The 22,951-nt window shown below is 64.2% G+C and carries 23 protein-coding genes, 1 tRNA gene and 1 pseudogene; 16 read left to right on the top strand and 9 right to left on the bottom strand.

What is annotated here, in order from left to right:
• From aroE to ruvC, 5 genes are read left to right on the top strand one after another with little or no spacing between them, the layout of a single operon-like run.
• Nucleotides 1-831 (top strand): shikimate dehydrogenase, encoded by an 831-nt coding sequence (gene aroE, locus ACFQPB_RS21185; RefSeq protein ID WP_382227720.1) that lies wholly within the window; start codon nucleotides 1-3, stop codon nucleotides 829-831.
• A 1-nt stretch (nucleotide 832) separates the two neighbouring features.
• Nucleotides 833-1,573 carry a monofunctional biosynthetic peptidoglycan transglycosylase gene (mtgA, locus tag ACFQPB_RS21180; protein ID WP_382227718.1) on the top strand — a complete coding sequence of 247 codons (741 nt, stop codon included), beginning with the start codon at nucleotides 833-835 and terminating at the stop codon, nucleotides 1,571-1,573.
• A 10-nt stretch (nucleotides 1,574-1,583) separates the two neighbouring features.
• Nucleotides 1,584-2,210, top strand: coding sequence for a lysophospholipid acyltransferase family protein (locus ACFQPB_RS21175; protein ID WP_382227715.1), 627 nt, complete (start codon nucleotides 1,584-1,586; stop codon nucleotides 2,208-2,210).
• Between the two features lie 2 nt (nucleotides 2,211-2,212).
• Entirely contained in the window at nucleotides 2,213-3,199 is a 987-nt protein-coding gene (locus ACFQPB_RS21170) for a phosphatidate cytidylyltransferase (protein WP_382227712.1), read from the top strand.
• Entirely contained in the window at nucleotides 3,196-3,744 is a 549-nt protein-coding gene (ruvC, locus tag ACFQPB_RS21165) for a crossover junction endodeoxyribonuclease RuvC (RefSeq protein WP_382198085.1), read from the top strand. Before ACFQPB_RS21170 ends, ruvC begins: the two co-directional genes overlap by 4 nt.
• 21 nt (nucleotides 3,745-3,765) lie before the next feature.
• Here ruvC and ACFQPB_RS21160 read toward each other — a convergent pair whose 3' ends face one another.
• From ACFQPB_RS21160 to ACFQPB_RS21135, 6 genes are read right to left on the bottom strand one after another with little or no spacing between them, the layout of a single operon-like run.
• The gene (locus ACFQPB_RS21160) at nucleotides 3,766-5,220 is read right to left on the bottom strand and encodes a gamma-aminobutyraldehyde dehydrogenase (RefSeq protein ID WP_382198084.1); all 1,455 of its coding nucleotides are present in this window, start codon (nucleotides 5,218-5,220) and stop codon (nucleotides 3,766-3,768) included.
• 11 nt (nucleotides 5,221-5,231) lie between these two features.
• Nucleotides 5,232-6,038 (bottom strand): ABC transporter permease, encoded by an 807-nt coding sequence (locus ACFQPB_RS21155; RefSeq protein ID WP_382198082.1) that lies wholly within the window; start codon nucleotides 6,036-6,038, stop codon nucleotides 5,232-5,234.
• A complete protein-coding gene (locus tag ACFQPB_RS21150) occupies nucleotides 6,028-6,981 on the bottom strand; it encodes an ABC transporter permease (RefSeq protein WP_382227709.1) in 954 nt (317 codons plus the stop codon). Before ACFQPB_RS21150 ends, ACFQPB_RS21155 begins: the two co-directional genes overlap by 11 nt.
• The gene (locus tag ACFQPB_RS21145) at nucleotides 6,978-7,991 is read right to left on the bottom strand and encodes an ABC transporter ATP-binding protein (protein ID WP_382227706.1); all 1,014 of its coding nucleotides are present in this window, start codon (nucleotides 7,989-7,991) and stop codon (nucleotides 6,978-6,980) included. The genes ACFQPB_RS21150 and ACFQPB_RS21145 overlap by 4 nt, the downstream gene beginning before the upstream one ends.
• A gap of 4 nt (nucleotides 7,992-7,995) precedes the next feature.
• Complete coding sequence (locus ACFQPB_RS21140; RefSeq protein ID WP_382227703.1) at nucleotides 7,996-8,559, bottom strand: extracellular solute-binding protein; 564 nt, start codon at nucleotides 8,557-8,559, stop codon at nucleotides 7,996-7,998.
• The gene (locus ACFQPB_RS21135) at nucleotides 8,559-9,185 is read right to left on the bottom strand and encodes an extracellular solute-binding protein (RefSeq protein ID WP_382227700.1); all 627 of its coding nucleotides are present in this window, start codon (nucleotides 9,183-9,185) and stop codon (nucleotides 8,559-8,561) included. The genes ACFQPB_RS21140 and ACFQPB_RS21135 overlap by 1 nt, the downstream gene beginning before the upstream one ends.
• A gap of 181 nt (nucleotides 9,186-9,366) precedes the next feature.
• Here ACFQPB_RS21135 and ACFQPB_RS21130 point away from each other — a divergent pair, with 181 nt between their 5' ends.
• Nucleotides 9,367-10,311 carry a LysR family transcriptional regulator gene (locus tag ACFQPB_RS21130; RefSeq protein WP_382227697.1) on the top strand — a complete coding sequence of 315 codons (945 nt, stop codon included), beginning with the start codon at nucleotides 9,367-9,369 and terminating at the stop codon, nucleotides 10,309-10,311.
• A 263-nt stretch (nucleotides 10,312-10,574) separates the two neighbouring features.
• Here the strand turns inward: ACFQPB_RS21130 and ACFQPB_RS21125 are convergent, their stop codons facing one another.
• Entirely contained in the window at nucleotides 10,575-12,302 is a 1,728-nt protein-coding gene (locus ACFQPB_RS21125; RefSeq protein ID WP_382227694.1) for an acyl-CoA synthetase, read from the bottom strand.
• A gap of 25 nt (nucleotides 12,303-12,327) precedes the next feature.
• Here ACFQPB_RS21125 and ACFQPB_RS21120 point away from each other — a divergent pair, with 25 nt between their 5' ends.
• From ACFQPB_RS21120 to ACFQPB_RS21100, 5 genes are all read left to right on the top strand, one after another.
• Nucleotides 12,328-13,233, top strand: coding sequence for an alpha/beta fold hydrolase (locus ACFQPB_RS21120; protein WP_382227692.1), 906 nt, complete (start codon nucleotides 12,328-12,330; stop codon nucleotides 13,231-13,233).
• Between the two features lie 86 nt (nucleotides 13,234-13,319).
• Nucleotides 13,320-14,424, top strand: a protein-coding gene (prfB, locus tag ACFQPB_RS21115) for a peptide chain release factor 2 (RefSeq protein ID WP_382198069.1) whose coding sequence is annotated in 2 segments (ribosomal slippage) — nucleotides 13,320-13,400 and nucleotides 13,402-14,424 — 1,104 coding nt in all. Because the reading frame shifts where the segments join, the coding sequence is not laid out codon by codon here.
• A 2-nt stretch (nucleotides 14,425-14,426) separates the two neighbouring features.
• Nucleotides 14,427-17,135: an aminopeptidase N gene (gene pepN, locus ACFQPB_RS21110; RefSeq protein ID WP_382227690.1), complete on the top strand. Its 2,709-nt coding sequence runs from the start codon at nucleotides 14,427-14,429 to the stop codon at nucleotides 17,133-17,135.
• A gap of 6 nt (nucleotides 17,136-17,141) precedes the next feature.
• The gene (locus tag ACFQPB_RS21105) at nucleotides 17,142-18,158 is read left to right on the top strand and encodes a class 1 fructose-bisphosphatase (RefSeq protein WP_382198065.1); all 1,017 of its coding nucleotides are present in this window, start codon (nucleotides 17,142-17,144) and stop codon (nucleotides 18,156-18,158) included.
• A 36-nt stretch (nucleotides 18,159-18,194) separates the two neighbouring features.
• A tRNA-Thr gene (locus ACFQPB_RS21100) sits at nucleotides 18,195-18,270 on the top strand.
• Between the two features lie 803 nt (nucleotides 18,271-19,073).
• Here the strand turns inward: ACFQPB_RS21100 and ACFQPB_RS21095 are convergent.
• Nucleotides 19,074-19,916 carry an SIR2 family NAD-dependent protein deacylase gene (locus ACFQPB_RS21095; protein WP_382227688.1) on the bottom strand — a complete coding sequence of 281 codons (843 nt, stop codon included), beginning with the start codon at nucleotides 19,914-19,916 and terminating at the stop codon, nucleotides 19,074-19,076.
• 492 nt (nucleotides 19,917-20,408) lie between these two features.
• On the opposite strand from ACFQPB_RS21095, the gene ACFQPB_RS21090 reads away from it, so the two are divergent.
• The 5 genes from ACFQPB_RS21090 to ACFQPB_RS21070 all read left to right on the top strand — a co-directional run bounded on the left by ACFQPB_RS21090 (nucleotide 20,409) and on the right by ACFQPB_RS21070 (nucleotide 22,338).
• Nucleotides 20,409-20,753: a hypothetical protein gene (locus ACFQPB_RS21090; protein ID WP_382227685.1), complete on the top strand. Its 345-nt coding sequence runs from the start codon at nucleotides 20,409-20,411 to the stop codon at nucleotides 20,751-20,753.
• 38 nt (nucleotides 20,754-20,791) lie between these two features.
• A complete protein-coding gene (locus ACFQPB_RS21085) occupies nucleotides 20,792-21,043 on the top strand; it encodes a hypothetical protein (RefSeq protein WP_382227683.1) in 252 nt (83 codons plus the stop codon).
• Nucleotides 21,044-21,068: 25 nt separating this feature from the next.
• Nucleotides 21,069-21,287, top strand: coding sequence for a hypothetical protein (locus tag ACFQPB_RS21080; protein ID WP_382227680.1), 219 nt, complete (start codon nucleotides 21,069-21,071; stop codon nucleotides 21,285-21,287).
• A gap of 203 nt (nucleotides 21,288-21,490) precedes the next feature.
• Nucleotides 21,491-21,769 (top strand): hypothetical protein, encoded by a 279-nt coding sequence (locus ACFQPB_RS21075; RefSeq protein ID WP_382227678.1) that lies wholly within the window; start codon nucleotides 21,491-21,493, stop codon nucleotides 21,767-21,769.
• A gap of 275 nt (nucleotides 21,770-22,044) precedes the next feature.
• Nucleotides 22,045-22,338: a hypothetical protein gene (locus ACFQPB_RS21070; protein ID WP_382227675.1), complete on the top strand. Its 294-nt coding sequence runs from the start codon at nucleotides 22,045-22,047 to the stop codon at nucleotides 22,336-22,338.
• Between the two features lie 146 nt (nucleotides 22,339-22,484).
• On the opposite strand, the pseudogene ACFQPB_RS21065 reads toward ACFQPB_RS21070, so the two are convergent.
• A pseudogene (locus ACFQPB_RS21065) lies at nucleotides 22,485-22,790 on the bottom strand (SOS response-associated peptidase family protein); the annotation flags it as partial.
• Nucleotides 22,791-22,951 lie beyond the last annotated feature (161 nt).

Below are 22,951 nucleotides of genomic sequence, written 5' to 3'. Positions count from 1 at the left end.
ATGGACCGCTACGCCGTCGTGGGTCACCCGGTGACCCACAGCCAATCCCCCGCCATCCACACCCGCTTTGCCGAGCTGACCGGCCAGCGGCTGACGTACGAGCGCCTTGAGCTGCCGCTGGGGGGCTTCCGCCCAGGCATTGAAGCCGCACGTGCCGGTGGCCTCAGCGGCGGCAACGTGACCGTGCCCTTCAAGCTCGACGCCTTTGACTGGGTGCAGCACCGCAGCGCCCGGGCCGAACTGGCGCAGGCCTGCAACACCTTCTGGTTTGAGGCCGACGGCGTGCACGGCGACAACACCGACGGCATTGGCCTGGTGCGCGACATCACCCGCAACGCCGGCGTGGCGCTGCACGGCGCACGCGTGTTGCTGGTGGGCGCGGGCGGCGCGGGTGCCGGTGTGCTCGGGCCGCTGCTCAGCGAAGGGCCGGCCGAGCTGGTGCTGAGCAACCGCACCGTGGCGCGGGCACAAGAGGTGACAGACCGCCACGCCGACTGGGCCAAACGCCACGGCGCACACCTGCTCGCCAGCGGCCTGATGGACGTGTTGGGCCACTTCGACGTGGTGATCAACGCCACCGCTGCCAGCCTGCAAGGCGCTGAGCCACCGCTGCCGGCCAGTGCCATACGCCCCGGCACCCTGGTGGTGGACATGATGTACGGCCCCAAGTCGCAACCCTTTGCCGATTGGGCGCGCGCCCAGGGCGCCACCGTGCGCGACGGCCTGGGCATGCTGGTGGAGCAGGCGGCCGAGGCTTTCTACATCTGGCGCGGCGTGATGCCGCCGGCCGCGCAGGTGCTGACCGAGCGCCGCGCGGCGCTGGCGCACTGACATGCGCTCGGTGCTGCATTGGCTGGGCTGGCTGCTGGCCGCGCTGCTGGCGCTGCAGCTGTTTTTTGTGCTGCGCATCGCGCTGATGGCGGTGGTTGATCCCCAAAGCACCGCCTTCATGCGCTCAGAAGCCTGGCGGCTGGCGATGGCACAGCAGGGCGTGCCCAAGTGGCGCCAGCAATGGGTGCCCTACGAAGACATCTCGCCCCATCTCAAGCGCGCGGTGATGGCGTCTGAGGACGCCGATTTCACCAACCACAAGGGCGTGGACTGGGACGCCATCGAGACGGCCTGGGAAAAAAACGCCAAACGCGCCGAGCTGGCCGAAAAACGCGCCGCCAAAGCCAAAGACCCGAGCAAGGTCAAGCCACCCAAAGTCGTGGGCGGTTCCACCATCACACAGCAGTTGGCCAAAAACCTGCTGCTGTCGGGTGAACGGCACCTGCTGCGCAAGGGCCAGGAATTTGTGCTCACGCTGGCGCTGGAACTGCTGCTGGACAAGCGCCGCATTCTGGAGATTTACCTCAACAGCGTGGAATGGGGCGAAGGGGTGTTTGGCGCCGAAGCCGCTGCCCAGCGCTACTTTCGCAAGACCGCCAAGTCGCTCAGCGCCACCGAATCGGCGCGCCTGGCGGTGATGTTGCCCAGCCCCAAATTTTTCGAAAGCCGCCCCGGCTCGCCCTACCTGGCCGGGCGCACCGCCACCATCGCCGCCCGCATGGGCGCGGTGCAAGCCCCATGAGCGCACAGCCATGATGGCGCGCGTGTTTGGCTGGCTGCTGCTGGGTTTCATCCGCCTGCTCACCGGGGCCCAGGCGCGCTGGTATGGCTGCCCGCCCAAGGCCGAACAGCGCATCTACTTTGCCAACCACCAGAGCCACGCCGACCTGGTGCTGATCTGGGCCGCGCTGCCCAAGGAGCTGCGTGGCATCACCCGCCCGATTGCCGCCAAGGACTACTGGACCACCAGCCCCCTCAAACGCTGGATCACCACCGAGGTGTTCAACGCCATCTACGTGGACCGCCAGAAGCAGGTGGGGCCCGATGGTGAGGCGACCGACCCGCTGGAACCTCTGATCGAAGCCCTGATCCAGGGCGACTCCATCATCCTGTTTCCCGAAGGCACACGCGGTCACCACGAAGACCCGCAGGCCTTCAAGTCGGGCCTGTACAACCTGGCCCAACGTTTCCCCGATGTGGTGCTGGTGCCCACCTGGATCAACAACGTCCAGCGTGTCATGCCCAAGGGTGAGGTGGTGCCGGTGCCGGTCTTGTGTTCGGTGACGTTTGGCGCGCCCATCTGCGTCGAACCCGGCGAGGCGCGCACGGCCTTTCTCGCGCGCGCGCGTGATGCCGTCATGGCCCTGAGAGACATCTGAGCATGAGCGGCTTCCTGCGCAACCTCAGCACCAACGAACAGATTGGCCTGCTATTCGTGTTTCTGTTCGGGCTGCTGGCCATCGCCAGCGTGGCCATGCTGCTGCTGTCGCTGCGCGAGCGCCGGCAACACGATGTGCTGGACGACAGCCAACACCAGCGTCGGCGCGACGACCGCCAGCTGCTGCGCGTGTCCTGGATCATGGCCACCGTGTTCTGGGTGGGCTGGGCCGCCGGTGCCGAAGTGGCCACGGTGTTGTTCGGGCTGATGTCGTTTTTTGCCTTGCGCGAGTTCATCAGCCTCTCGCCCACGCGCCGCAGCGACCACCGCAGCCTGGTGCTGGCCTTCTTCGTCGTGCTGCCTTTGCAATACCTACTGGTCTGGCGTGGGCACTACAACCTGTTCACCGTGTTCATCCCGGTGTATGTGTTTCTGGCCCTGCCGGTGGTCAGCGCCCTGGGCAACGAACCACAGCGGTTTCTGGAGCGCAACGCCAAGTTGCAATGGGGCATCATGGTCTGTGTGTATGGCCTGAGCCACGTGCCGGCGCTGATGGTGCTCAACTTCCCGCGTTTTGCCGGCCGCAACGCCTTTCTGGTGTTTTTTCTGGTGCTGGTGGTGCAAACCTGCATGTTGGTGCAGCACCTGGTGGCGCGCCGCCTGCAGGCCCCTGTGGCGCCCGACATCAGTGCCAGTTTCCACTGGCGCAGCTGGGCAGCGGGCCTGGCGGCTGGCGGCCTGCTGGGTGCGCTGCTGGCGGGCTTCACGCCGTTTGTGCCGGGCCAGGCGCTGGGCATGGCACTCATTGCCTGTGCCTCGGGCTCCCTGGGGCACCTGGTGATGAAGGCCATCAAACGCGACCGGGGTGTCACCCACTGGGGCGGCGGGCGTTCGGTCACCGGTGCCAGCGGGCTGCTCGACCGGCTGGATGCCCTGTGTTTTGCCGCACCGGTGTTCTTCCACTCGGTGCGCTGGTACTTCAACCTATGAGAATCCTCGGCATCGATCCCGGCCTGACCTGCACCGGCTTTGGCGTGGTGGACAGCGAAGGCGCCGCCCTGCACTACGTGGCCAGCGGCACCATACGCACCAGCCCAGGCGACGGTGTGTTGCTGCCGCACCGCCTCAAAATTTTGTTCGACGGCATCGGCGAGGTGGTGCAGCGCTACCAGCCCCAGATCGCCGTGTGCGAAATTGTCTTCGTCAACGTCAACCCCCAGGCCACGCTGATGCTGGGCCAGGCGCGCGGCTGCTGCCTCACCGCCCTTGTGGCCAACGGCCTGGAGGTGCGCGAGTACACCGCCCTGCAGCTCAAAAAGGCCGTCACCGGCCACGGCAAGGCCGCGAAGGAGCAGGTGCAGGAAATGGTCAAGCGCCTGCTGCAACTGCCCGGCCTGCCCGGCAAGGACGCGGCCGACGCCCTCGGCCTGTGCATCACCCACGCCCAGGTGGGCCGCAGCATGGACGCCATCAACAAAGTGGCCAGCCTGCAGGCGCGCACCACCGCTGCGTACAAGGGTGGGCGCAGCTACTGAACGGCCGCGCCGGGTCGCGGCTCAGAGCTTGACCATGACGTGGCGGGCCACGGTGTAGTCTTCCAGCGCGTACATCGACATGTCCTTGCCGTAGCCGCTGGACTTGAGGCCGCCGTGGGGCATTTCGTTGACGAGCATGAAGTGGGTGTTGATCCAGGTGCAGCCGTACTGCAGCTTGCGCGCCACGCGCATGGCGCGGCCCACGTCCTGCGTCCACACCGAAGAGGCCAGGCCGTAGTCGGAATCGTTGGCCCAGGTGATGGCTTCGTCGGGGTCGGTGAAACGCGTGACCGACACCACCGGGCCAAACACCTCGCGGCGCACAATTTCATCGTCCTGGCGGGCGCCGGCAATCACCGTGGGTTCGTAGAAGAAGCCGTTGCCTGGGCGCATCTTGCCGCCCGCCGTCACCTCCATGTGACCCAGCATCTGCGCACGCTCCACAAAACTGGCCACGCGGTCGCGCTGGCGGTCTGTGATCAGCGGCCCCATCTCCACACCGTCTTCGTCCTGCGTGCCGAGCTTGATGGTTTTCACGGCGGCGCTGAGGTCGGCCACCAGGCGGTCGTAGACCTTGGCGCCCGCATAGATGCGGCAGGCGGCCGTGCAATCCTGGCCGGCGTTGTAGTAGCCGAAGGTGCGCACGCCTTCGACCACCGCATCCACATCGGCGTCGTCAAACACGATGACCGGTGCCTTGCCACCCAGCTCCAGATGGGTGCGCTTCAAAGTGCCGGTGGCGGCCTGCAGAATCTTGCGGCCGGTGGACACGTCGCCGGTGAGCGAGACCATGCGCACGATGGGGTGCTCCACCAGGGGCTGGCCCACACTTTGGCCCCGGCCGCACACCACGTTGAACACCCCTTTGGGCAGGATGTCGGCCACCACACGCGCCAGCAGCAGTGCGGTCAGCGGGGTTTGTTCGCTCGGCTTGAGCACCACGGTGTTGCCGGCGGCGAGGGCCGGCGCGGCCTTCCAGGCGGCCATCATCAACGGGTAGTTCCAGGGTGCAATCGATCCGATCACGCCGACAGGGTCGCGCCGGATCAGGCTGGTGTGGCCGCCCAGGTACTCGCCCGCGACCGGGCCGTTCATGGTGCGGGCGGCACCGGCAAAAAAGCGAAAGCAGTCGGCGATGGCCGGGATTTCGTCTTCGAGTGCCCGCACATAGGGCTTGCCGCAGTTGAGCGATTCGAGCCGCGCAAAGGCTTCGGCATGGGCCTCGATGGCGTCGGCGATCTTGAGCAACAGGCGCGAACGTTCGCCCGGCGTGGTGTCGCTCCAGCTTTCAAAGGCGCGGTTGGCGCCCAGCACGGCGCGGTGGATTTGCTCGTACGAGGCCTCGGGCACGCTGGCGATGATTTCGCCGGTGGCCGGGTTGAGCACACGCTCGGCCTCGCCTTCACCGGCCACAAACTGGCCGTCGATGAACAGCTCGGTGTGGATGGCGTTCTGGAAATCGGGGGTCTTGCCCATGGTGATGCTCCTTAGCGGCTGCTGGGTTGTTCGTCGGACCGCGTGAGGTAGTACGCGGCCAGGATGGGGATGAAGGTCAGCACGATGACCACGACCGCGACCACGTTGGTGACCGGGCGCTGGCGCGGCCGGATCAGCTCCTGCAGCATCCAGATGGGCAGCGTGGTCTGCTGACCGGCGGTGAAGGTGGTGACGATGACCTCGTCAAAGCTCAGCGCAAAGGCCAGCAGGCCGCCCGCCAGCAAGGCCGAACCCAGCTGCGGCAGGATGACGTGGCGGATGGTCTGGAAGGTGTCGGCGCCCAGGTCCATGGACGCCTCGATCAGCGACGGCGAGGTGCGCCGCAGCCGCGCCACCGCGTTGTTGTAGACCACCACCACACAGAAGGTGGCGTGGCCGATGACGATGGTCCAGAAGCTGAACGGGATCTCCATCGTGTGGTAGGCCGTGCGCAGCGCGATGCCGGTGATGATGCCGGGCAGCGCGATGGGCAGGATGAGCAGCAGCGACACCGCATCGCGCCCAAAAAAGCGGGTGCGCGCCAGCCCCGCCGCCGCCAGGGTGCCCAGCACCATGGCGATGCCGGTGGCGATCAGCGCCACGCGGAAGGACAGGCCAATGGCGGCCCACACGTCGTCGCGCGCCCAGGCGGCGGCAAACCACTGCGTGGTCAGGCCTGGTGGCGGGAAAACGTAGCTTTTGTCCTCCGCGCTGAAGGCGTAGAGGATGATGAGCGCCAGCGGAATGTGCAGGAACAGCACGCCGGCCCAGGTGGCGGCTTTGAGGCCCCAGCCGGCTTTGTTGGGATCAGAGCGCATCGAATGCTCCCAGCTTCTTGGCAATCCACAGGTAGACCCCGATCACCACAATGGGCACCAGCGAGAAAGCCGCCGCAAACGGGATGTTGCCGGCCACGCCCTGCTGTCGGTAGACCACCTGGCCGATGAACAGGGTGGAGTCGCCGATGACCTGCGGGATGATGTAGTCGCCCAGGGTGAGCGAGAAGGTGAAGATGGAACCGGCGGCGATGCCTGGCATGGCGAGCGGAAAGATCACTTTCCAGAAGGTGGTGCTGCCTTTGGCACCGAGATCGCCTGAGGCTTCGAGCAGCGAGCCGGGGATGCGTTCGATGGCCGCCTGGATGGGCAGGATCATGAAAGGCAACCACATGTAGACGAAGACGATGAAGGTGCCCAGGCGAGAGAACGACAGCGAGTTGCCGCCAATGCCCGGCGTGGCCAGCAGCGCCTCCAGCAGCCAGCTCAGGTGCAGCTCGGCCAGCACCCAGCTGATGGCGCCTTCCTTGGCCAGCAACAGCTTCCACGCGTACAGGCGCACCAGGTAGCTGGACCACAAGGGCAGCATGACCGCGATGTAGAGCAGCGCCTTTTGTGACCCACGCGCATACCGGGCCATGTAGTAAGCGATGGGAAAGGCGATGGCGGTGCAGGCCACGGTGACGGCCAGCGCCATGGCCACGGTGCGCAGCACCACGTCCACGTTGGCGGGCTGCAGCATGTCGCGGAAGTTGACGAGGGTAAGCTGGGTGCGGTCCACCACACCAGAGAACTCGTCCAGTCCAAAAAAGCTGTTGGCCAGCAGCGCAAACAACGAACCCAGGTAGACCACACCAAACCACAGCAGCGGCGGCACCAGCAGCAGCCCCAGGGCCAGGCCACGGCGGGTGTAGAGCAGGTCCGACAGGCGGCGCAGCGGGCCGCCAGCGCTGGCCATCGGCACCGGCAAGGTCATGGTGTTCATGCGGCCGCCCCCTGCAGCGCATGCACAGCGTCCTGGCTCCAGTGCAGGTGCACCGTGTCGCCAGCTTCAGGCACAACCGGGAGTTGAAGTGGGTTGAGGTCCACCACCACCGGCTCACCCGCCCAGTCCATGCGCAAGCGCGAGAAGGCGCCGAAATACTGCACGTCCAGCACTGGGCCGCTGAGGCGTGCGCTGTGGGCGGCGCCCAGTTGAATACGTTCGGGCCGCAGCATCACGCTGTCCACGCCAGCGAGTTGGCGCGCGCGCTCGCCCTGGAACACGTTGGCGGCGCCCACAAAGTCGGCCACAAAACGTGTGGCCGGTGCGTTGTAAATGGCCTGCGGCGTGCCCACCTGCTCCAGCCGGCCGTTGTTGAACACGCCAATGCGGTCGCTCATCGAAAGCGCCTCGTGCTGGTCGTGGGTGATGAACAAAAAGGTGATGCCCAGCTTGCGCTGCAAGGCCTTCAACTCGGTCTGCATCTGCTCGCGCAGCTTCAAATCCAGCGCGCCCAAAGGCTCGTCGAGCAACAGCACCTGCGGCTCGTTGATGAGCGCGCGCGCCAGGGCCACCCGCTGGCGCTGACCGCCCGACAGTTGGGCCGGGCGGCGGTCGCCCACGCCGCCCAGGCGCACCAGCTCCAGCATGTCGTCGGCACGGCGCAGGCGCTGGGCCTTGTCCACACCCTTGACCATGAGGCCGTAGGCCACGTTGTCGCGGATGTTCATGTGCGGGAACAGCGCGTAATCCTGGAACACGGTGTTCACCGGCCGCGCATAGGGCGGCAGCTGCGACACGTCCTGTCCACCGATGAGGATGCGCCCCGAGGTGGGCAGGGTGAAGCCGCCGATCATGCGCAGGCAGGTCGTCTTGCCCGAGCCCGAGGGCCCGAGCAAGGTGAAGAACTCGCCGCCCTCGATGGTGAGGTCCACGTGTTCCACAGCGCGCACGGTTTGTGCGCCACTGCCGAACACGCAGGAAACGGCTTCAAGGGTGACGGCGACGGTCATGGGATCAGCGGCCGCCCAGGACGGCGATGTAGTCGGACACCCACTTGTGGTACGGCACACAGGCGTTGTTCTGCGTGCTGCACTTGGTGGTCGGCGTCTTCCAGAAGCTGATGCGCTCGAAGCTGTTGTAGCCCTGGCGCGCGCAGCCGTCGTCACCCAGCAGCTTGTTGCCCTTGCAGGCGGCAGGCACCGAAGGCACCGAGCCGAACCAGGCCGCCAAATCGCCCTGCAGCTTGGGGTTGAGCGAATGCTCCATCCACATGTAGGCGCAATTGGGGTTCTTGGCCTCGGCGTGCATCATGGTGCTGTCGGCCCAGCCGGTGGCGCCTTCCACGGGCACCACGGTGGCCACCGGGCGGTTCTTGCTCTTCAGGATGTTGGCCATGAACTGCCAGCTGCTCGAAGCCACCACCCCTTCGTTGGTGAAGTCGTCGATTTGCACAAAGGCGTCGTGCCAGTACTTGCCCACCAGCTTGCGCTGGCCGCGCAGCAAGTCGAGCGCGGCCTTGTACTGCGTTTCGTTGAGCTCGTAGGGGTCTTTGATGCCCAGCGCCGGGTTTTTCTTCATCAGGTAGAGCGCGGGGCGTCGGCGATGTAGATCGGACCGTCAAAGGCCTGGACGCGGCCCTTGTTGCTCTTGCCGTCGGGCAGGTTCATCTCTTCGAACACCACGTTCCAGCTGGTGGGCGGCTTGTCCTTGAAGACGGTGGTGTTGTACATCAGCACGTTCCAGCCCCACTGGTAGGGCACACCGTAGTGGGTGTTGTTGGCGTAGTGCCAGGGCGCTTTCTGCAGGCGCGGGTCGATGTTTTTGTAGCTGGGAATCAGGTCCACGTTGATCGGCTGCACCCGCTTGCCGGCGATCAGGCGCATGGAGGCGTCGCCCGACGCGGTGACCAAATCGAAGCCACCTTCGTTCATCAGCGCCACCATTTCGTCGGAGGTGCCGGCGGTCTTGACGTTGACCTTGCAGCCCGTCTTCTTCTCAAAGTCGGTCACCCAGTCAAAGTTCTTGTCGGTCTGGCCACGTTCGATGTAACCGGGCCAAGCCACGATGTCGACCTGGCCTTCGCCTTTGCCGATTTGTTTGAGCGCGGTCTGCGCCTGGGCCAGCGGCGCGAACGTGCCCAGCGTGAACGCGGTGGCCACCACGCCGGCAACAGCGCGGACCAGGGGTTGTTGTGCAGGTTTCATGTGTCGGTCACCTTTCGATCGGAGGAAGTTGGCACTGCCGCAACCCGCCACCCGGCGTGTTGTCAGTGCACGCATCCTAGGAAAGGTCAAGCGACTTTCAAAATTCAATATTCCTGCGGTAAGCTATCTAAAAAATAGATAGTTAGGGTTTACCCATATCGTTTTTGCACTGCAACAGGGCATGTCAAACCGCCTGCGCACCAAGATGAACCGCCACCTCACACTCAAACAGTTCCGCTACTTCTTGGCCGTGGCCGAATCCGACTCGGTGGCGGCCGCCTCGCGCATGCTCAACATCGCGCAGTCGGCCATCACCAAAAGCGTGCTGGAGCTGGAGGATGCGCTGGGGCTGCAGCTGTTCGAGCGCAGCCCCAAGGGCATGCGACTGACGCCCGAAGGCCACCGGTTTCTGGTCAAGGCGCGGCGGGTGATTGGCGCCGTGGCCGACGCCACACGCGGTGTGCAGCAGGCCGCCCAACCGCTGGGTGGCACCCTGGCCGTGGGCGTGACCAGCCTGGTGGCGGGCTATTACCTGTCGGAGCTGTTCGCCCGCTTCAAGCGCACCTGCCCGGGGGTGGACCTGCACGTGGTGGAAGACGCGCCGCCCTTTCTGGAGCACCTGCTCATCAACGGCGAGCTGGACATCGCCATCATGGTGAGCAACGCCCTGGGCGAGCCGCAGGCGCTGGTGGCCGAAACGCTGACGCGCTCACCCAACCGCGTGTGGATGGCGGCCGACCACCCGCTGGCCGCGCAGCCCGAGGTGAGCCTGGCCGAATGCGCGGAGCACGACCAGATCGTGCTGCAGGCCGACCGCATCGAGGTGCTGATGCGCAACGTGTGGGCGCGCCACCAGCTCAAGACAAGGGCGGTGCTGAAAACCTCGTCGCTGGAGGCGGTGCGTTCGCTGGTGGGTGTGGGCGCAGGGCTGGCGGTGCTGCCCGACTTTTTGTACCGCCCCTGGACGCTGGACGCCGAACACGTGGAGGTGCGCACCCTGCGCGATGCGGTGCCCACGGTGGACGTGGGCCTGGTGTGGCGGCGCGGTTCGCAACCCCGGGCGGAGGTGCTGGAATTCATCGAGGTGGCGCGGGATCAGTCGCGGTCGCGGCGGCCTGTGGCTTGAGGCTTCCTTTTGGCGGAGGCGGTGTGCGGCGACCGGGTATCCGGCTCCGCGGCTGTCCCCCGGCCTTCGGCCTCCTCCTTTATGCCGCTGCGCCGGACACCCGGTCACCGCCCACCTGTAGGCACGCGAACGCTTGCATGCAAACCGCACTTCGGCTCGCGGGTGCGGGGTACGCTGCGCAGCGACATAAAGGGGGAGCCCCGCGCAGCGGGGCGGAGGACAGTCGCGGAGCAGCGTACCCCGCACCCGCGAGCCCGCGAGGTCTATGAACGAGACGACTTCAAAGCCAATTCCTCCTCCCTCAACCGCAACACCCGCCGCTGCACCTTGCCCGTGGTGGTCATGGGCAAGGCGTCGATGAACTCGATTTCCTTGGGGTATTCGTAGGGCGCCAGTTGCCCCTTCACATGTTTTTGCAGCTCGACCACCAGAGATGGAGAGCCATCAAAGCCCGCCGCCAGCACCACATAAGCCTTCACCAAGGCGCCCCGCTCCGCATCGGGTTTGGGCACCACCGCCGCGTTCGCCACGGCAGGGTGTTTGACCAGACAGTTTTCGATCTCGCTCGGCCCGATGCGGTAGCCGGACGACTTGAACACGTCGTCGGCACGGCCTTGGTACCAAAGGTAGCCGTCGGCGTCGCGGGTGGCCATGTCACCCGTGCGGCACCAACTGCTGGCCGGATCACCCGTGTATTTGCCGCGCGTGGCGACTTCGTTTTTCCAGTAGCCCAAAAAGAAGATGGGATCGGGCTGGCCGTGTGCATCCAGGCGATGCACCGCCACATCGCCCGGCACACCCACCGGGCATTCGTTGCCGTCGTCGTCGATCACCGCCACGCGGTGGCCCGGGTAGCCCTTGCCCATGCTGCCGGGTTTGGCCGGCCACAGGCGGCTGCAATTGCCCACGATGTAGTTGATCTCGGTCTGGCCAAACATCTCGTTGACCGTCACGCCCAGTTGCTCGCGGCAGTAGGCAAACACCGCGTCGCCCACGGCTTCGCCTGCACTCATCAGGGCCTGCAACTTCAGTCGATAGCGGCCCCGAGGCTTGGGCACGGCCTTCATCATGGCCTTGAGCGCGGTCGGGAACAAAAAGCTGTGCGTCACGCCGTGGCGCTGCATCAGTTCGAAGGCCACCTCCGGGGTGAAGCGGCCGTTGTAACCGACGATGGGCCGGCCGAAATAGAGGCTGGGCAACAAGGCGTCCATCAGGCCGCCCGTCCAGGCCCAATCGGCGGGCGACCAGAACACGGCGTCCGACTTCACGCTCGCATCCCACGGATCGAAACCAAACCAGTTCTGGCTGCAGACAAAACCCGTCAGGTTGCCAATCAACGCGCGATGAGGGATCAAGGCCCCCTTGGGGTTGCCGGTCGTGCCGCTGGTGTAGATGAGCACGGCCGGGTCGTCGGCCAGGGTGGGCACCAATTCAAAGCGGCTTTGCACCTTGGCCAGGGCCGTGCCCCAATCGATGTCGGCCGAAGCACCGGCCGCACCCACACCCAGCACCTGCCGCAAGGCCGGGCATTCGGCGCGCACCGACAGCACGTTGGCCAGCGTCGCCTCATCACAGATGGCGACCACGGCCTCGCTGTCCTGCAAGCGGAAGGCCAGCGCTTCGGGGCCAAAGAGCTGCGACAAGGGCATGCCCACCGCACCCAGCTGCAACACCGCCATGTAGGCAACGGCCGTCTCGAACCGCTGGGGCAACACAATGGCCACGCGGTCGCCGCGTTGCACCCCCAGCCCACGCAACAGGTTGGACAGGCGGTTGGCGGCCTCGGCCAGCTCGGCGCGGCTGTGGTGTCGGGCCGGGGCGTTGGGGCCCTCGGCAATGAGCGCGGTCTCGCGACCCAAGGCGGGTGTGGCGGCCCAGCGGCGGCAGCACACCTCGGCCATGTTGAACTGCGCGGGCACCTGCCAACGGAAGTTCGCGTGAAGGTGGGCGTAGTGATCGGCAGGTTTGTCTCGGCCTGGACTGCGGGGCATGGTGTGTCTCCGTAAGATCGTGAAAATGTACCAAGCCCAACGCCCTTCCCGCTCCGAGTTTGTGCCCTTCAGGCACATGCGCTACCACCTGCGCCACTGGGGCACACCCCAAGCCGGTGTGCCGCCACTGGTGCTGGTGCATGGCTGGATGGACGTGTCGGCCTCGTTCCAGTTTGTGGTGGATGCGCTGCAAGCCGAGCGCTGGATCATCGCCCCCGACTGGCGCGGCTACGGCCTGACGGAAGGCCCACCCACCGACAATTACTGGTTTCCCGACTACCTGGCCGACCTGGACCACATCGTGGACCACCTGGCGGGCGACCAACCCATCGACCTGCTGGGCCACAGCATGGGCGGCAACGTGGCCATGATGTACGCAGGTGTGCGGCCCGAACGCATCCGCCGGCTGATCAACCTGGAAGGCTTTGGCATGCCGGCCACACGGCCCGCGCAGGCACCCGGCCGCTACGCGCAGTGGATGGACCAGCTCAAAAGCCTGCCGCGCGGCGACCTGGCCTTGACCACCTACGACAGTGCCTCGGGTGTGGCGGCGCGGCTCATGAAAACCAACCCACGCCTGAGCGCCGACAAGGCCGAATGGCTGGCCCGGCATTGGGCCGCGCCGCAGGCCGATGGGCGCTGGGCGGTGCTGGGTGACGCTGCGCACAAGATCGTGAACGCTCAGCTGTACCGGGTGGACGAGGTGCAAGCCATCTTCCAGCGCATCAGCGCACCGGTGCTGGCGGTGGAGTCCACCGACAAACACTTCGACGTCTGGTGGAAGGGCCGCTACACCCTGGACGAGTACCACCAACGGCTGCAGGCTGTGCCCCAGGTGCGCATCGCCGAGGTGGCAGACGCCGGCCACATGTTGCACCACGACCAGCCCCAGGCGTTGGCCGCGCTCATAGAGGATTTTCTGGCGCAATGACCGTGGGCAGCGCCGCGTGAGAAAATGAGGGGTTTCGCCAGCGCCTCTGCCCTGGCCGCCCCGAATCTCTTCTCGAAAGATGCCCCATGGAAGCCGAACGCCTGAACAGCCTCAAGAACCAACTGGCCGACCTCACCGCGCGTGTGGTCGAGCTACGGAGGTATCTTTGACTACGATGCCAAGGCCCTGAAACTCAACGAAGTCAACGCCGCGCTGGAAGACCCCACCGTCTGGGACAACCCCAAGCGCGCCCAGGAACTGGGCAAGGAAAAACGCTCACTGGAAGGTGTGGTGCTGGTGCTGGACCAACTCACCAGCGAACTGGCCGACAACTCGGAGCTGTTCGAGATGTCCGCCGCTGAGGACGACGAGGCCGGTGTGGCCACCATCGAGGCCGAAGGCGCCAAGCTGCAGGCCGAGGTGGAAAAGCTCGAATTCCGTCGCATGTTCAACAACCCGGCCGACCCGTTGAACTGTTTTGTCGACATCCAGGCTGGCGCCGGCGGCACCGAGGCCTGCGACTGGGCCAGCATGCTGCTTCGCCAATACCTGCGCTACGCCGAACGCAAGGGCTTCAAGGCCACGGTGGAAGAAGAAACCCCGGGTGACACCGCCGGCATCAAGAGCGCCACCATCAAAGTGGAAGGCGAGTACGCCTTTGGCCTGCTGCGCACCGAGACCGGCGTGCACCGCTTGGTGCGCAAGTCGCCTTTTGACAGCTCGGGCGGGCGCCACACCTCGTTCGCCTCGCTGTTCGTCTACCCCGAGATCGACGACTCCATCGAGATCAACATCAACCCGGCCGACGTGCGCACCGACACCTTCCGCGCCAGCGGTGCCGGTGGTCAGCACATCAACAAAACCGACTCGGCCGTGCGCCTGACGCACATCCCCACCGGCATCGTGGTGCAGTGCCAAGATGGCCGCAGCCAGCACAGCAACCGCGACGTCGCCTGGCAGCGCCTGCGCTCACGCCTGTACGACTTTGAAATGCGCAAGCGCATGGAAGAGCAGCAGAAGCTGGAAGACACCAAGACCGACGTCGGCTGGGGCCACCAGATCCGCTCCTACGTGCTGGACAACAGCCGCATCAAGGACCTGCGCACCAACGTCGAAATCTCCGCCACACAAAAGGTGCTGGACGGCGACCTCGACCCCTTCATCGAAGCATCACTGAAACAAGGCGTCTGAACATGACTTCTCTGCGTGAAGGCCCCACCACCGTGGTGCGCCGTGAAGACTACGCCGCCCCGGCGTTCTGGATCGACAGCGTCGACCTGAGCTTCGACCTCGACCCGGCCAAGACCCGCGTGCTCAACCGAATGCGCCTGCGCCGCAACCCGGACGTGCCGACGCAGCCGCTGCGCCTGGACGGCGAGGACCTGAACCTCGCGCGGGTCATGGTCAACGGCGGTGGCTGCTCGTTCAAAATGGACGGCGGCCAGCTGGTGCTGGAGAACCTGCCGGGCTTGGACGACGGGGGCACCGAGCCCTTCGACCTGGAAATCTTCACGACCTGCAATCCGGCCAAGAACACCCAGCTCATGGGCCTGTACGTGAGCCAGGGCACCTTCTTCACGCAGTGCGAGGCCGAGGGCTTTCGCCGCATCACCTACTTCCTGGACCGGCCCGATGTGATGTCGGCCTACACCGTCACCCTCAAGGCCGAGAAAACGCTCTACCCGGTGCTGCTGAGCAACGGCAACCTGGTGGACAGCGGCGATTTGGAAGATGGCCGCCACTTCGCCAAGTGGGTGGACCCGCACAAGAAGCCCTGCTACCTCTTCGCCCTGGTGGCCGGCAAGCTCGTGCACCGAGAACAAAAAGTGATCGCACGCAATGGCGCTGAGCACCTGTTGCAGGTCTACGTGCGCCCTGGCGACCTGGACAAAACCGAACACGCGATGAACTCGCTGATGGCCTCTGTCGTGTGGGACGAAGCCCGCTTCGGCCTGCCGCTGGATCTGGAGCGCTTCATGATCGTCGCCACCAGCGACTTCAACATGGGCGCGATGGAGAACAAGGGCCTGAACATCTTCAACACCAAGTACGTGTTGGCCAACCCCGCCACGGCCACCGACACCGACTACGCCAACATCGAAAGCGTGGTGGGTCACGAGTATTTCCACAACTGGACCGGCAACCGCATCACCTGCCGCGACTGGTTCCAGCTGAGCCTCAAAGAAGGCCTGACGGTCTTCCGCGACCAGGAATTCAGCATGGACCTGTGCCCCAGCCCGTCGGCGCGGGCGGTCAAACGCATCGAGGACGTGCGCGTGCTGCGCACCGCCCAGTTCCCCGAAGATGCCGGCCCCATGGCCCACCCGGTGCGGCCCGACAGCTACGCCGAGATCAACAACTTCTACACCGTCACCATCTACGAAAAGGGCGCCGAAGTCGTCCGCATGATGCAGACGCTGGTCGGCCGTGATGGCTTTGCGCGTGGCATGAAGCTGTACTTCGAGCGCTTTGATGGCCAGGCCGTGACCTGCGACGACTTCGCGCAAGCCATCGCCGACGCCAACCCCGGCAGCGAACTCGCGAACCACCTGCCGCAGTTCAAGCGCTGGTACAGCCAGGCCGGCACGCCCCGCGTGAAGGCCGAAGGCGCCTACAACGCCGCCGAGCGCACCTACACGCTGACCCTGTCGCAAAGCTGCCCGACCACGCCTGGCCAAGACCACAAAGAACCCTTTGTGATTCCGGTCAACCTGGGGCTGCTCAGTCACGAAGGCCGCGAGCTGCCGCTGCAACTGGCCCACTGGAGCAACGCCGAGGCCGGCACGCGCAACTTTGTGCTGACGCAGGCCAGCGAAACGCTCACCTTCATCAACGTCGACGCCGAACCCGTGCCCTCGCTGCTGCGGGCTTTTAGCGCCCCGGTGGTGCTGGAATGTGACTACACCGACGCCGAGTTGCTGGTGCTGCTGGCCCACGACACCGACGCTTTCAACCGCTGGGAAGCCGCACAACGCCTGGCCCTGCGCCGCGCGCTCAAGGCCATCAACGAGCCCGGCCCGGTGCCCACCGAGCCACTGAATCCGGCCTTCATCACCGCCATGCGCGCGGTGCTGCGTCACCCCGATCTGGATGCCGCCTTCAAGGACCTGGTGCTGACCCTGCCGGCCGAAACCTACATCGCCGAGCAACTGGCCGAGGTGGACCCGCAGCGCGTGCACGCCGTGCGCGAAGCCATGCGCGCCCAGATGGCGCGCCAGTTGTTCGACGACTGGGCCTGGGCCTTCGAGGCCTTTGAGGGCAACGGCGCTTACTCGCCCGACAGCACCAGCGCCGGCCGCCGCGCCCTGGCGGGGTTGGCGCTCACGCACCTGTGCCTGGCTGCCGCCGACAGCGGTAACACCGTGTGGCCGGGCAAGGCCTACCAGCGCTTCAAGGACGCTGGCAACATGACCGACCGCTTCAATGCCTTGTCGGCCCTGGTGGTCAGCGGCAGTGAACTGGCCAAGCCCGCGCTGCAGCGCTTCCACGCGCTGTTCAAAGACGAGGCACTGGCACTTGACAAATGGTTTGCCCTGCAGGCCGGCGCGCCCGACCGTGGAGGCAACATCCTGCCCACCGTGCGCCAGTTGATGCAGCACCCTGACTTTCAGCCGCGCAACCCCAACCGCGCGCGCAGTGTGCTCACCACCTTCTGCCAGGCCAACCCGGCCGCCTTCCACCGCGCCGATGCCGGTGGCTACGTGTTCTGGAGCGAACGCGTGATGGATATCGACGGCTTCAACCCCCAGGTGGCCGCCCGCCTGGCACGCGCGCTGGACCGCTGGAAAAAGCTGGCCGAGCCCTACCGCAGCGCCGCCCGTGAAGCCATTGCCCGCGTGGCCGCCAAGCCCGACCTGAGCAACGACGTGCGCGAAGTCGTGACCCACGCCCTGAAAGATTGACACGCCATGAAACGCATCTCCCTCTCCCGCTACCTCGTTGAACAACAGCGCGTGGACGGGCGCATCCCGCCCCAGCTGCGCCTGCTGTTGGAAGTGGTGGCCCGCGCCTGCAAACACATCAGCCACTCCGTCAACAAAGGCGCTTTAGGCGACGTGCTGGGCACGGCCAGCAGCGAAAACGTGCAGGGCGAAGTGCAGAAGAAGCTGGACATCATCGCCAACGAGGTGCTGATCGAAGCCAACGAATGGGGCGGCCACCTGGCGGCCATGGCCAGCGAGGAAATGGAAGGCATCTACGTGGTGCCCAACCGCTACCCGCAAGGCGAATACCTGCTGCTGTTCGATCCCCTGGACGGCTCCTCCAACATCGACGTCAACGTCAGCATCGGCACCATCTTCAGCGTGCTCAAAATGCCCGAAGGTGACCGGGGTGTGGACGAAGGCGACTTCCTGCAGGCGGGCAAGCAACAGGTGGCCGCCGGCTACTGCGTCTATGGCCCACAAACCACCCTGGTGTTGACCGTGGGTGACGGCGTGGCCATGTTCACGCTCGACCGGGAACAGGGCTCCTTCGTGCTGGTGCAGGAAAACGTGCAGATTCCCGCCGACACCAAGGAATTCGCCATCAACATGAGCAACATGCGCCACTGGGATGCCCCGGTCAAGCGCTACGTGGACGAATGCCTGGCCGGCAAGGAAGGCCCACGCGGCAAAGACTTCAACATGCGCTGGATCGCCTCCATGGTGGCCGACGTGCACCGCATCCTCACCCGCGGCGGCATCTTCATGTACCCCTGGGACAAGCGTGAACCCGAGAAGCCAGGCAAGCTGCGCCTGATGTACGAGGCCAACCCCATGGGCTGGCTGGTGGAACAGGCCGGTGGCGCCGCCACCAACGGCCGCGAGCGCATCCTCGACATCCAGCCCACCAAGCTGCACGAGCGCGTGAGCGTGATCCTGGGCTCGAAGAACGAAGTCGAGCGCGTCACCCGATACCACCTCGATCCCTCCTCGCCGGCCTGAAACCCCCGCCCAGGATTTGCTAGAATCTCGGGCTACGCCGGTGTAGCTCAGTTGGTAGAGCAGCTCATTCGTAATGAGAAGGTCGGGGGTTCGACTCCTCTCTCCGGCACCAACATCCAAGCGGGTTAGATGGTAAGTAACCACTAACCCGCTTTTCTTTTGCCTGTTGCTTGTAGGCAATCTGTAGGCAACTTGGCCAAATCTAGGCCGGTCCAGACAGCTTCAAACACCCGTTTCCAACCGGTCAACCTGTGCGGCTCCGGGAAATTTGAGTATCTGGGCCACCCACCACACCCGGCCGCGCGCCAGGCTTCTTTTGCCAGGGTCACGCTTCGTGCACGGACCGTCACGAGTCGTTCACGCGCCAATAACGCGTCGGCACGCGTGCTGCACGGTTAGCGGTTTCACGAAGTGGACAGAATGGTCTGCGCTGGTGCTGGCGCAAGACGCTGGCGATGACCAGCATGAGAAAGTACCCCGGTACGACGGATTTCGACACCATTGCAAACAGTGTCCTGCCGTCCAACGCCCGAAGCGATACCGGAGCGGTAAGTATTGTGCGCCCGATTCAGCCGCCCGCTTTTCTGCTGTGCTGAAATCGTGCAACGTTGCACCATTAGGGTGGCCAACAGTCTGTGCGGTAGCCCAGTCCTGGGCCGACACCACGACAGCGGTTTGTTAGCCTGCAAACAAGTGCCGGCGGTGCCAGCTAAGGGGTGGCCTTGGGGGGGCGCACTTAGTGCATCCACCTATCAAAACCTACACCGCGTAGGTCTTGCCGTTGCACGCGACGGTTGGGGCTGTCGGCGCAACTGCCCGATTCGGGTGTGTGGGCCCAATCTGTTCACGGTGAAAAGATGACCTGCAGATTCGGAATTTCCGAAGATAGGCAGCCAAACAACCATGACAGTTTCGTCACCACCTTTCTGCCAATGCTCTGTCGATAGCTTGCAGTGTCTGTAGCGCACCCATTGGAATGCCTACATCCCTTGGTGTTGGCACAGTCCACTCGCGCGGATTGATGCGGACCAGACGGCCATCGAGTTCGTGCAGCACTCGGTGGGTGAAGTGCCTCACCGATGGAATGGCTGTTCCAGCACCGATCTCCACGACCACGGGACGGGAAGCCCGCGACAACCATTGCTCAAGGGCTTTGCTCTGGTTCTGTTGGCGTTCCTCTTGCCAATCAAAGTCGCCAAACATCATCACGTTTGGCCGAGCCAGCGCCCCGCATTTCGGGCAACGTGGTGGCTCGTTCAGCAGCAGACAGTTGACCTCGTCAACCACAGGTGAAAACTCGTCAGCCGGCCAGATTTGGGGGCTGCAGCCTGCCAAGCACTGTAGGTGGTGGATTGAACCGTGGCACTCCTCGATGGGCTTCAGGTCGGGCGCAGCCAGTTGAAAGTGACCGTCCACGTTGCTGGTGAAAACACACCCGCCGTCCAATGTCTTTTCAGCCCAACCACTGAGCAGCGAAAAGCCTTCATGGGGCTTGGTCTGACGGTAGAGGTTCAAGCGGTGGCCGTAAAAGCCCCACGCACGTGCCGGATTGACGTGAAAGGCCTGAGGGTTCGCTATCCGGTAAAACTCGATCCCTTCGCGCCCGAGGGCTGGGTAGGCACGCCAGAAACCTTCTGTGCCCCTGAAATCGGGCAACCCGGAGTCAACGCCCATGCCAGCACCGCACGCGACCACCAACGCGTGTGACTGAGCAATCAAATCTGCCGCGTGGTCAATCAGGTCTGAATGGCTATCCATGCAAGCGATCTTCGCACGCTGATGCCATCGCCGGCACCAAGCGGGGCGATGCCTGCAACACTTTGTCGGCCACTCGATGGCCTCCTTGGCTGGGCGGGATTGTGCCGCAGGGGTTTCGCGCGCGTGCACAGCCTTGGTCTGCTCGTAGGTCTTGCCGTTGCCGAAGCCGGCAGCTTTGGCGGCGAGGTCGCGGGTGTCGCCTTTTGGTGGGTCCGGAAAATTTTCCGGACCCTTCTTGTGCTAGTTCACACCCACCCGCTTGGACAACTCCCCCTCCAGCGCCTTGCCGATTTCCACGCGCTCGCTCACGGTGAAGTCCCTGCGCCGCAAGGGTTCAGCGAACGTTGAGCAACCGTTGAACGGACGTTGAACAGCCGTTGCCATCCGGACTACACTGGCGACCGCTTTGGCCCCTGGGAAAAGGGGAACCGCTCGGGCGGTTGACGCGCTGGGCCCGGTGTGCTCCCAAAGCTCCAACATGGAGGCAACGCCATGGCCAAGTACAAACTCCGATTCTTCTTCGACAACCTTGTGGGCGTCTGCGTCTGGTCTGGCAACTCAGAAACGTTTGAGCGCTTCGACTACCCGATTGACCTGAACATGCTGCCGCTACCCGGCACGCTGATCGAAGCCGGTAATTCCATCATCAAGCGCTGGGAGCGGCATGTGTACGACGACCATCCCTGGCCGGCTGGCGACTCGCTGGCCACCCTCGCGCGAGACTGCGGCGCCTTCGTAGCTCAGCTTCGGGCGGCGTTATCGGACGACTTCGATGTCTGTGACGAGCACACCGACATGCTCTTGAATGCAGCCGAAATCGAGCGGATCACCTTTTGATACGGCCGGGCCTCAGACTGCCGGCAAAGGAGATGCCGATGAAGCCGACAGAATTTTGGAGTTGGTCCCTCAAGCGCGAGGATGGCCGTGGCCGGTACGTGATGAAGGGCAAATACCGACCGGATGAGGCGACGCACTACTGGCCCGACCGTGACCCTCAACAGGTGCCGGGCTCGATGGAGATTCGCAACGTGCCCGAGTCGCCCGAGGAAGTGCTGATGAACACGCCGGGGGCTTGGCGCAACTACCCACCGGCATCGCCTCGAATCGCTCAGGCAGCGCCCGAATAACGGCACCCGCTTCACCGAGCCTCACATGGCCACCGACCACAAGCCCCGACTGTTCGACTACGACCGCGAGCCGCTGGGGCTGTTGCCAGAGTCGATGAAAACCACCATCGAGGTGAACGACCAACGCACCATTGCCACCCTACACGCGCCGAGGCGGCATCAACGCGCTGAACCGCCAGAGCCAGTCCAAATCCCCGTGCCCATGAAGTGGCTGGTTGAAATCGCCTATCGCCTGCTCCGGTGACGCATGGCCGACTGTCTGGACAAGCTGCGCGTGGGCGCCGAGGTGATCCAGTTCCGGGCGGCGTAGCCCTCACCCATGATCCCATATTCTGGGGAGGCCCAGGCAAACTATGGGCTCACGCTGACATCTTGCTTTACGCTCCCACGCTATCCCAAATCGTTCAATCCCCATGCCATCGTTGGCTCTCTAATCAAGGTTGTTAAGTGAAAAAACTAGCTCATGTCTCATTGTCAGTTGGCTTGCTTGCCGCTGTTGGAACGGCAGCAGCAGAGCAGGTGCGACAAGCCCTCCCCGCCTGTGTATCAAAGGAGTACCTGAGTGCCATCACAGACGGCAACTCGCTTACGCAACTGATGATGGCTGGAAAATGCACCGTACTTAAGGTCGGCGCATCTGTGGTGTTGATTGACCGAGGCTTTTTGACCAGCACTATTTTGTATAACGGTAAGACCTTGGTCACACCGTCAGAAGCAATTAGATAACGTGTTAATGCCTTGCTCTGCCACCAGGGCGGCACCCGAGGGCAAGGGCTGTCGACTGCCAGGAAATTGACCACCCGATACGCTGCCCACCTGAAGACCCAGACGGTTTCCAAATCGAAACCATCTGGAAACCATTTGGTTTTCGCCGGTCGCTTCCCGTGTCTCATGGGACAGCACCGGGACAGGGCGGGGACTGACGTTTCACGAAACGTGCCACTCCCGGACATGATGTAAGGTCCGGTACACCTACGACAACTTTCACAGGAGTCCTCACAATGGCCGTGCGTGCTCGACCTTTGATCGTTGCGCTTCTTTCCATGCCCCTGGCGATCACGGCTTTTGGCCAGCCGTCAAAGAGCCAGCCGATCACTCTTTACCGCGAGAGTGTCCAGGAAGGAAACAGCATTGTTAACCTTGTGAACTACAACGATCCTAAGGGTGAGTGGGCACTTTCCCACTGTGAGGAATTGCGTAAGCTTTACGAAGCCAAATACCGCTATCGCTACATCTGCGCACCAGTCATCGACAAGGCTTTTCGCCCTGATGTTCAGTGGACGGTGAAGGAATAACGATTACAGCCATACCCAAAACTGTGGGCATTGGCCTTTGGTGATGCGAGCCAGCCCGGCATCACTCGCCCGACGCGGCCCGGAATTTAGCTTTTGTAAACAGGCTGGTGCCCGCCAACTTGCCCAGATCGTCGCCAAGGGCCAGCTCAGGGAGTGACGGCCAACAGTTCCACGCGCGGCGGATGAAACAGCTCGCGTGCCTGCTCCACAGTGCCGGCCAGCCACTGTTCCACGTCTTCCAGCTCAATGGCCACCACGCTGCGCTTGTCCTGCTGATCCGCTAGTAGCTTTGTGTCGGGCTTGTGCATGCGGCTCATGATGGGATGATCGTCGGCGTTCACCGTCAGCATGGTGTAGCTCTCGTGCATCTCGCCCGTGGCCTTGTTCACCCAGGTGTTCCACAGGCCGGCCAGACCCCAGGGCGCACCGTCGGCGCGGCTGAACGTCCACCAGACATTTTTGCCTGTCTCCCAACACGGTTCATCGGTAAGCGGTCAATAGACCGCACCCCTTGCGCAGTCCTTCCGTTCAGGTCTTGAGCGCAGCGATGCTCCAGGGCAGCAAGGCCTCGTAGTCATCGACGGTCTTGGCCCGTGGAAGTGCCACCAGGAGC

The sequence above is a fragment of the Hydrogenophaga atypica genome, assembly GCF_042665215.1.
GTDB lineage: Bacteria > Pseudomonadota > Gammaproteobacteria > Burkholderiales > Burkholderiaceae_C > Hydrogenophaga > Hydrogenophaga defluvii_A.
Note: the sequence above shows the minus strand (reverse complement) of the source record. Positions and strands in the feature narration are given on the sequence as shown.

Bases quoted from the DNA above. Each gene is read 5' to 3' on its own strand.
- ACFQPB_RS21170 (WP_382227712.1), top strand. From the start codon at position 2,213: ATGAGCGGCTTCCTGCGCAACCTCAGCACCAACGAACAGATTGGCCTG.
- ACFQPB_RS21160 (WP_382198084.1), bottom strand. From the start codon at position 5,220: ATGGGCAAGACCCCCGATTTCCAGAACGCCATCCACACCGAGCTGTTC.
- ACFQPB_RS21120 (WP_382227692.1), top strand. From the start codon at position 12,328: ATGTACCAAGCCCAACGCCCTTCCCGCTCCGAGTTTGTGCCCTTCAGG.
- ACFQPB_RS21090 (WP_382227685.1), top strand. From the start codon at position 20,409: ATGGCCAAGTACAAACTCCGATTCTTCTTCGACAACCTTGTGGGCGTC.
- pepN (WP_382227690.1), top strand. From the start codon at position 14,427: ATGACTTCTCTGCGTGAAGGCCCCACCACCGTGGTGCGCCGTGAAGAC.
- ACFQPB_RS21155 (WP_382198082.1), bottom strand. From the start codon at position 6,038: ATGCGCTCTGATCCCAACAAAGCCGGCTGGGGCCTCAAAGCCGCCACC.
- ACFQPB_RS21125 (WP_382227694.1), bottom strand. From the start codon at position 12,302: ATGCCCCGCAGTCCAGGCCGAGACAAACCTGCCGATCACTACGCCCAC.
- ACFQPB_RS21085 (WP_382227683.1), top strand. From the start codon at position 20,792: ATGAAGCCGACAGAATTTTGGAGTTGGTCCCTCAAGCGCGAGGATGGC.
- aroE (WP_382227720.1), top strand. From the start codon at position 1: ATGGACCGCTACGCCGTCGTGGGTCACCCGGTGACCCACAGCCAATCC.
- ACFQPB_RS21140 (WP_382227703.1), bottom strand. From the start codon at position 8,559: ATGAAGAAAAACCCGGCGCTGGGCATCAAAGACCCCTACGAGCTCAAC.
- ACFQPB_RS21095 (WP_382227688.1), bottom strand. From the start codon at position 19,916: ATGGATAGCCATTCAGACCTGATTGACCACGCGGCAGATTTGATTGCT.
- ACFQPB_RS21070 (WP_382227675.1), top strand. From the start codon at position 22,045: ATGGCCGTGCGTGCTCGACCTTTGATCGTTGCGCTTCTTTCCATGCCC.
- ACFQPB_RS21175 (WP_382227715.1), top strand. From the start codon at position 1,584: ATGATGGCGCGCGTGTTTGGCTGGCTGCTGCTGGGTTTCATCCGCCTG.
- ACFQPB_RS21150 (WP_382227709.1), bottom strand. From the start codon at position 6,981: ATGAACACCATGACCTTGCCGGTGCCGATGGCCAGCGCTGGCGGCCCG.
- ACFQPB_RS21105 (WP_382198065.1), top strand. From the start codon at position 17,142: ATGAAACGCATCTCCCTCTCCCGCTACCTCGTTGAACAACAGCGCGTG.
- mtgA (WP_382227718.1), top strand. From the start codon at position 833: ATGCGCTCGGTGCTGCATTGGCTGGGCTGGCTGCTGGCCGCGCTGCTG.
- ACFQPB_RS21145 (WP_382227706.1), bottom strand. From the start codon at position 7,991: ATGACCGTCGCCGTCACCCTTGAAGCCGTTTCCTGCGTGTTCGGCAGT.
- ACFQPB_RS21080 (WP_382227680.1), top strand. From the start codon at position 21,069: ATGGCCACCGACCACAAGCCCCGACTGTTCGACTACGACCGCGAGCCG.
- ACFQPB_RS21130 (WP_382227697.1), top strand. From the start codon at position 9,367: ATGTCAAACCGCCTGCGCACCAAGATGAACCGCCACCTCACACTCAAA.
- ACFQPB_RS21135 (WP_382227700.1), bottom strand. From the start codon at position 9,185: ATGAAACCTGCACAACAACCCCTGGTCCGCGCTGTTGCCGGCGTGGTG.
- ruvC (WP_382198085.1), top strand. From the start codon at position 3,196: ATGAGAATCCTCGGCATCGATCCCGGCCTGACCTGCACCGGCTTTGGC.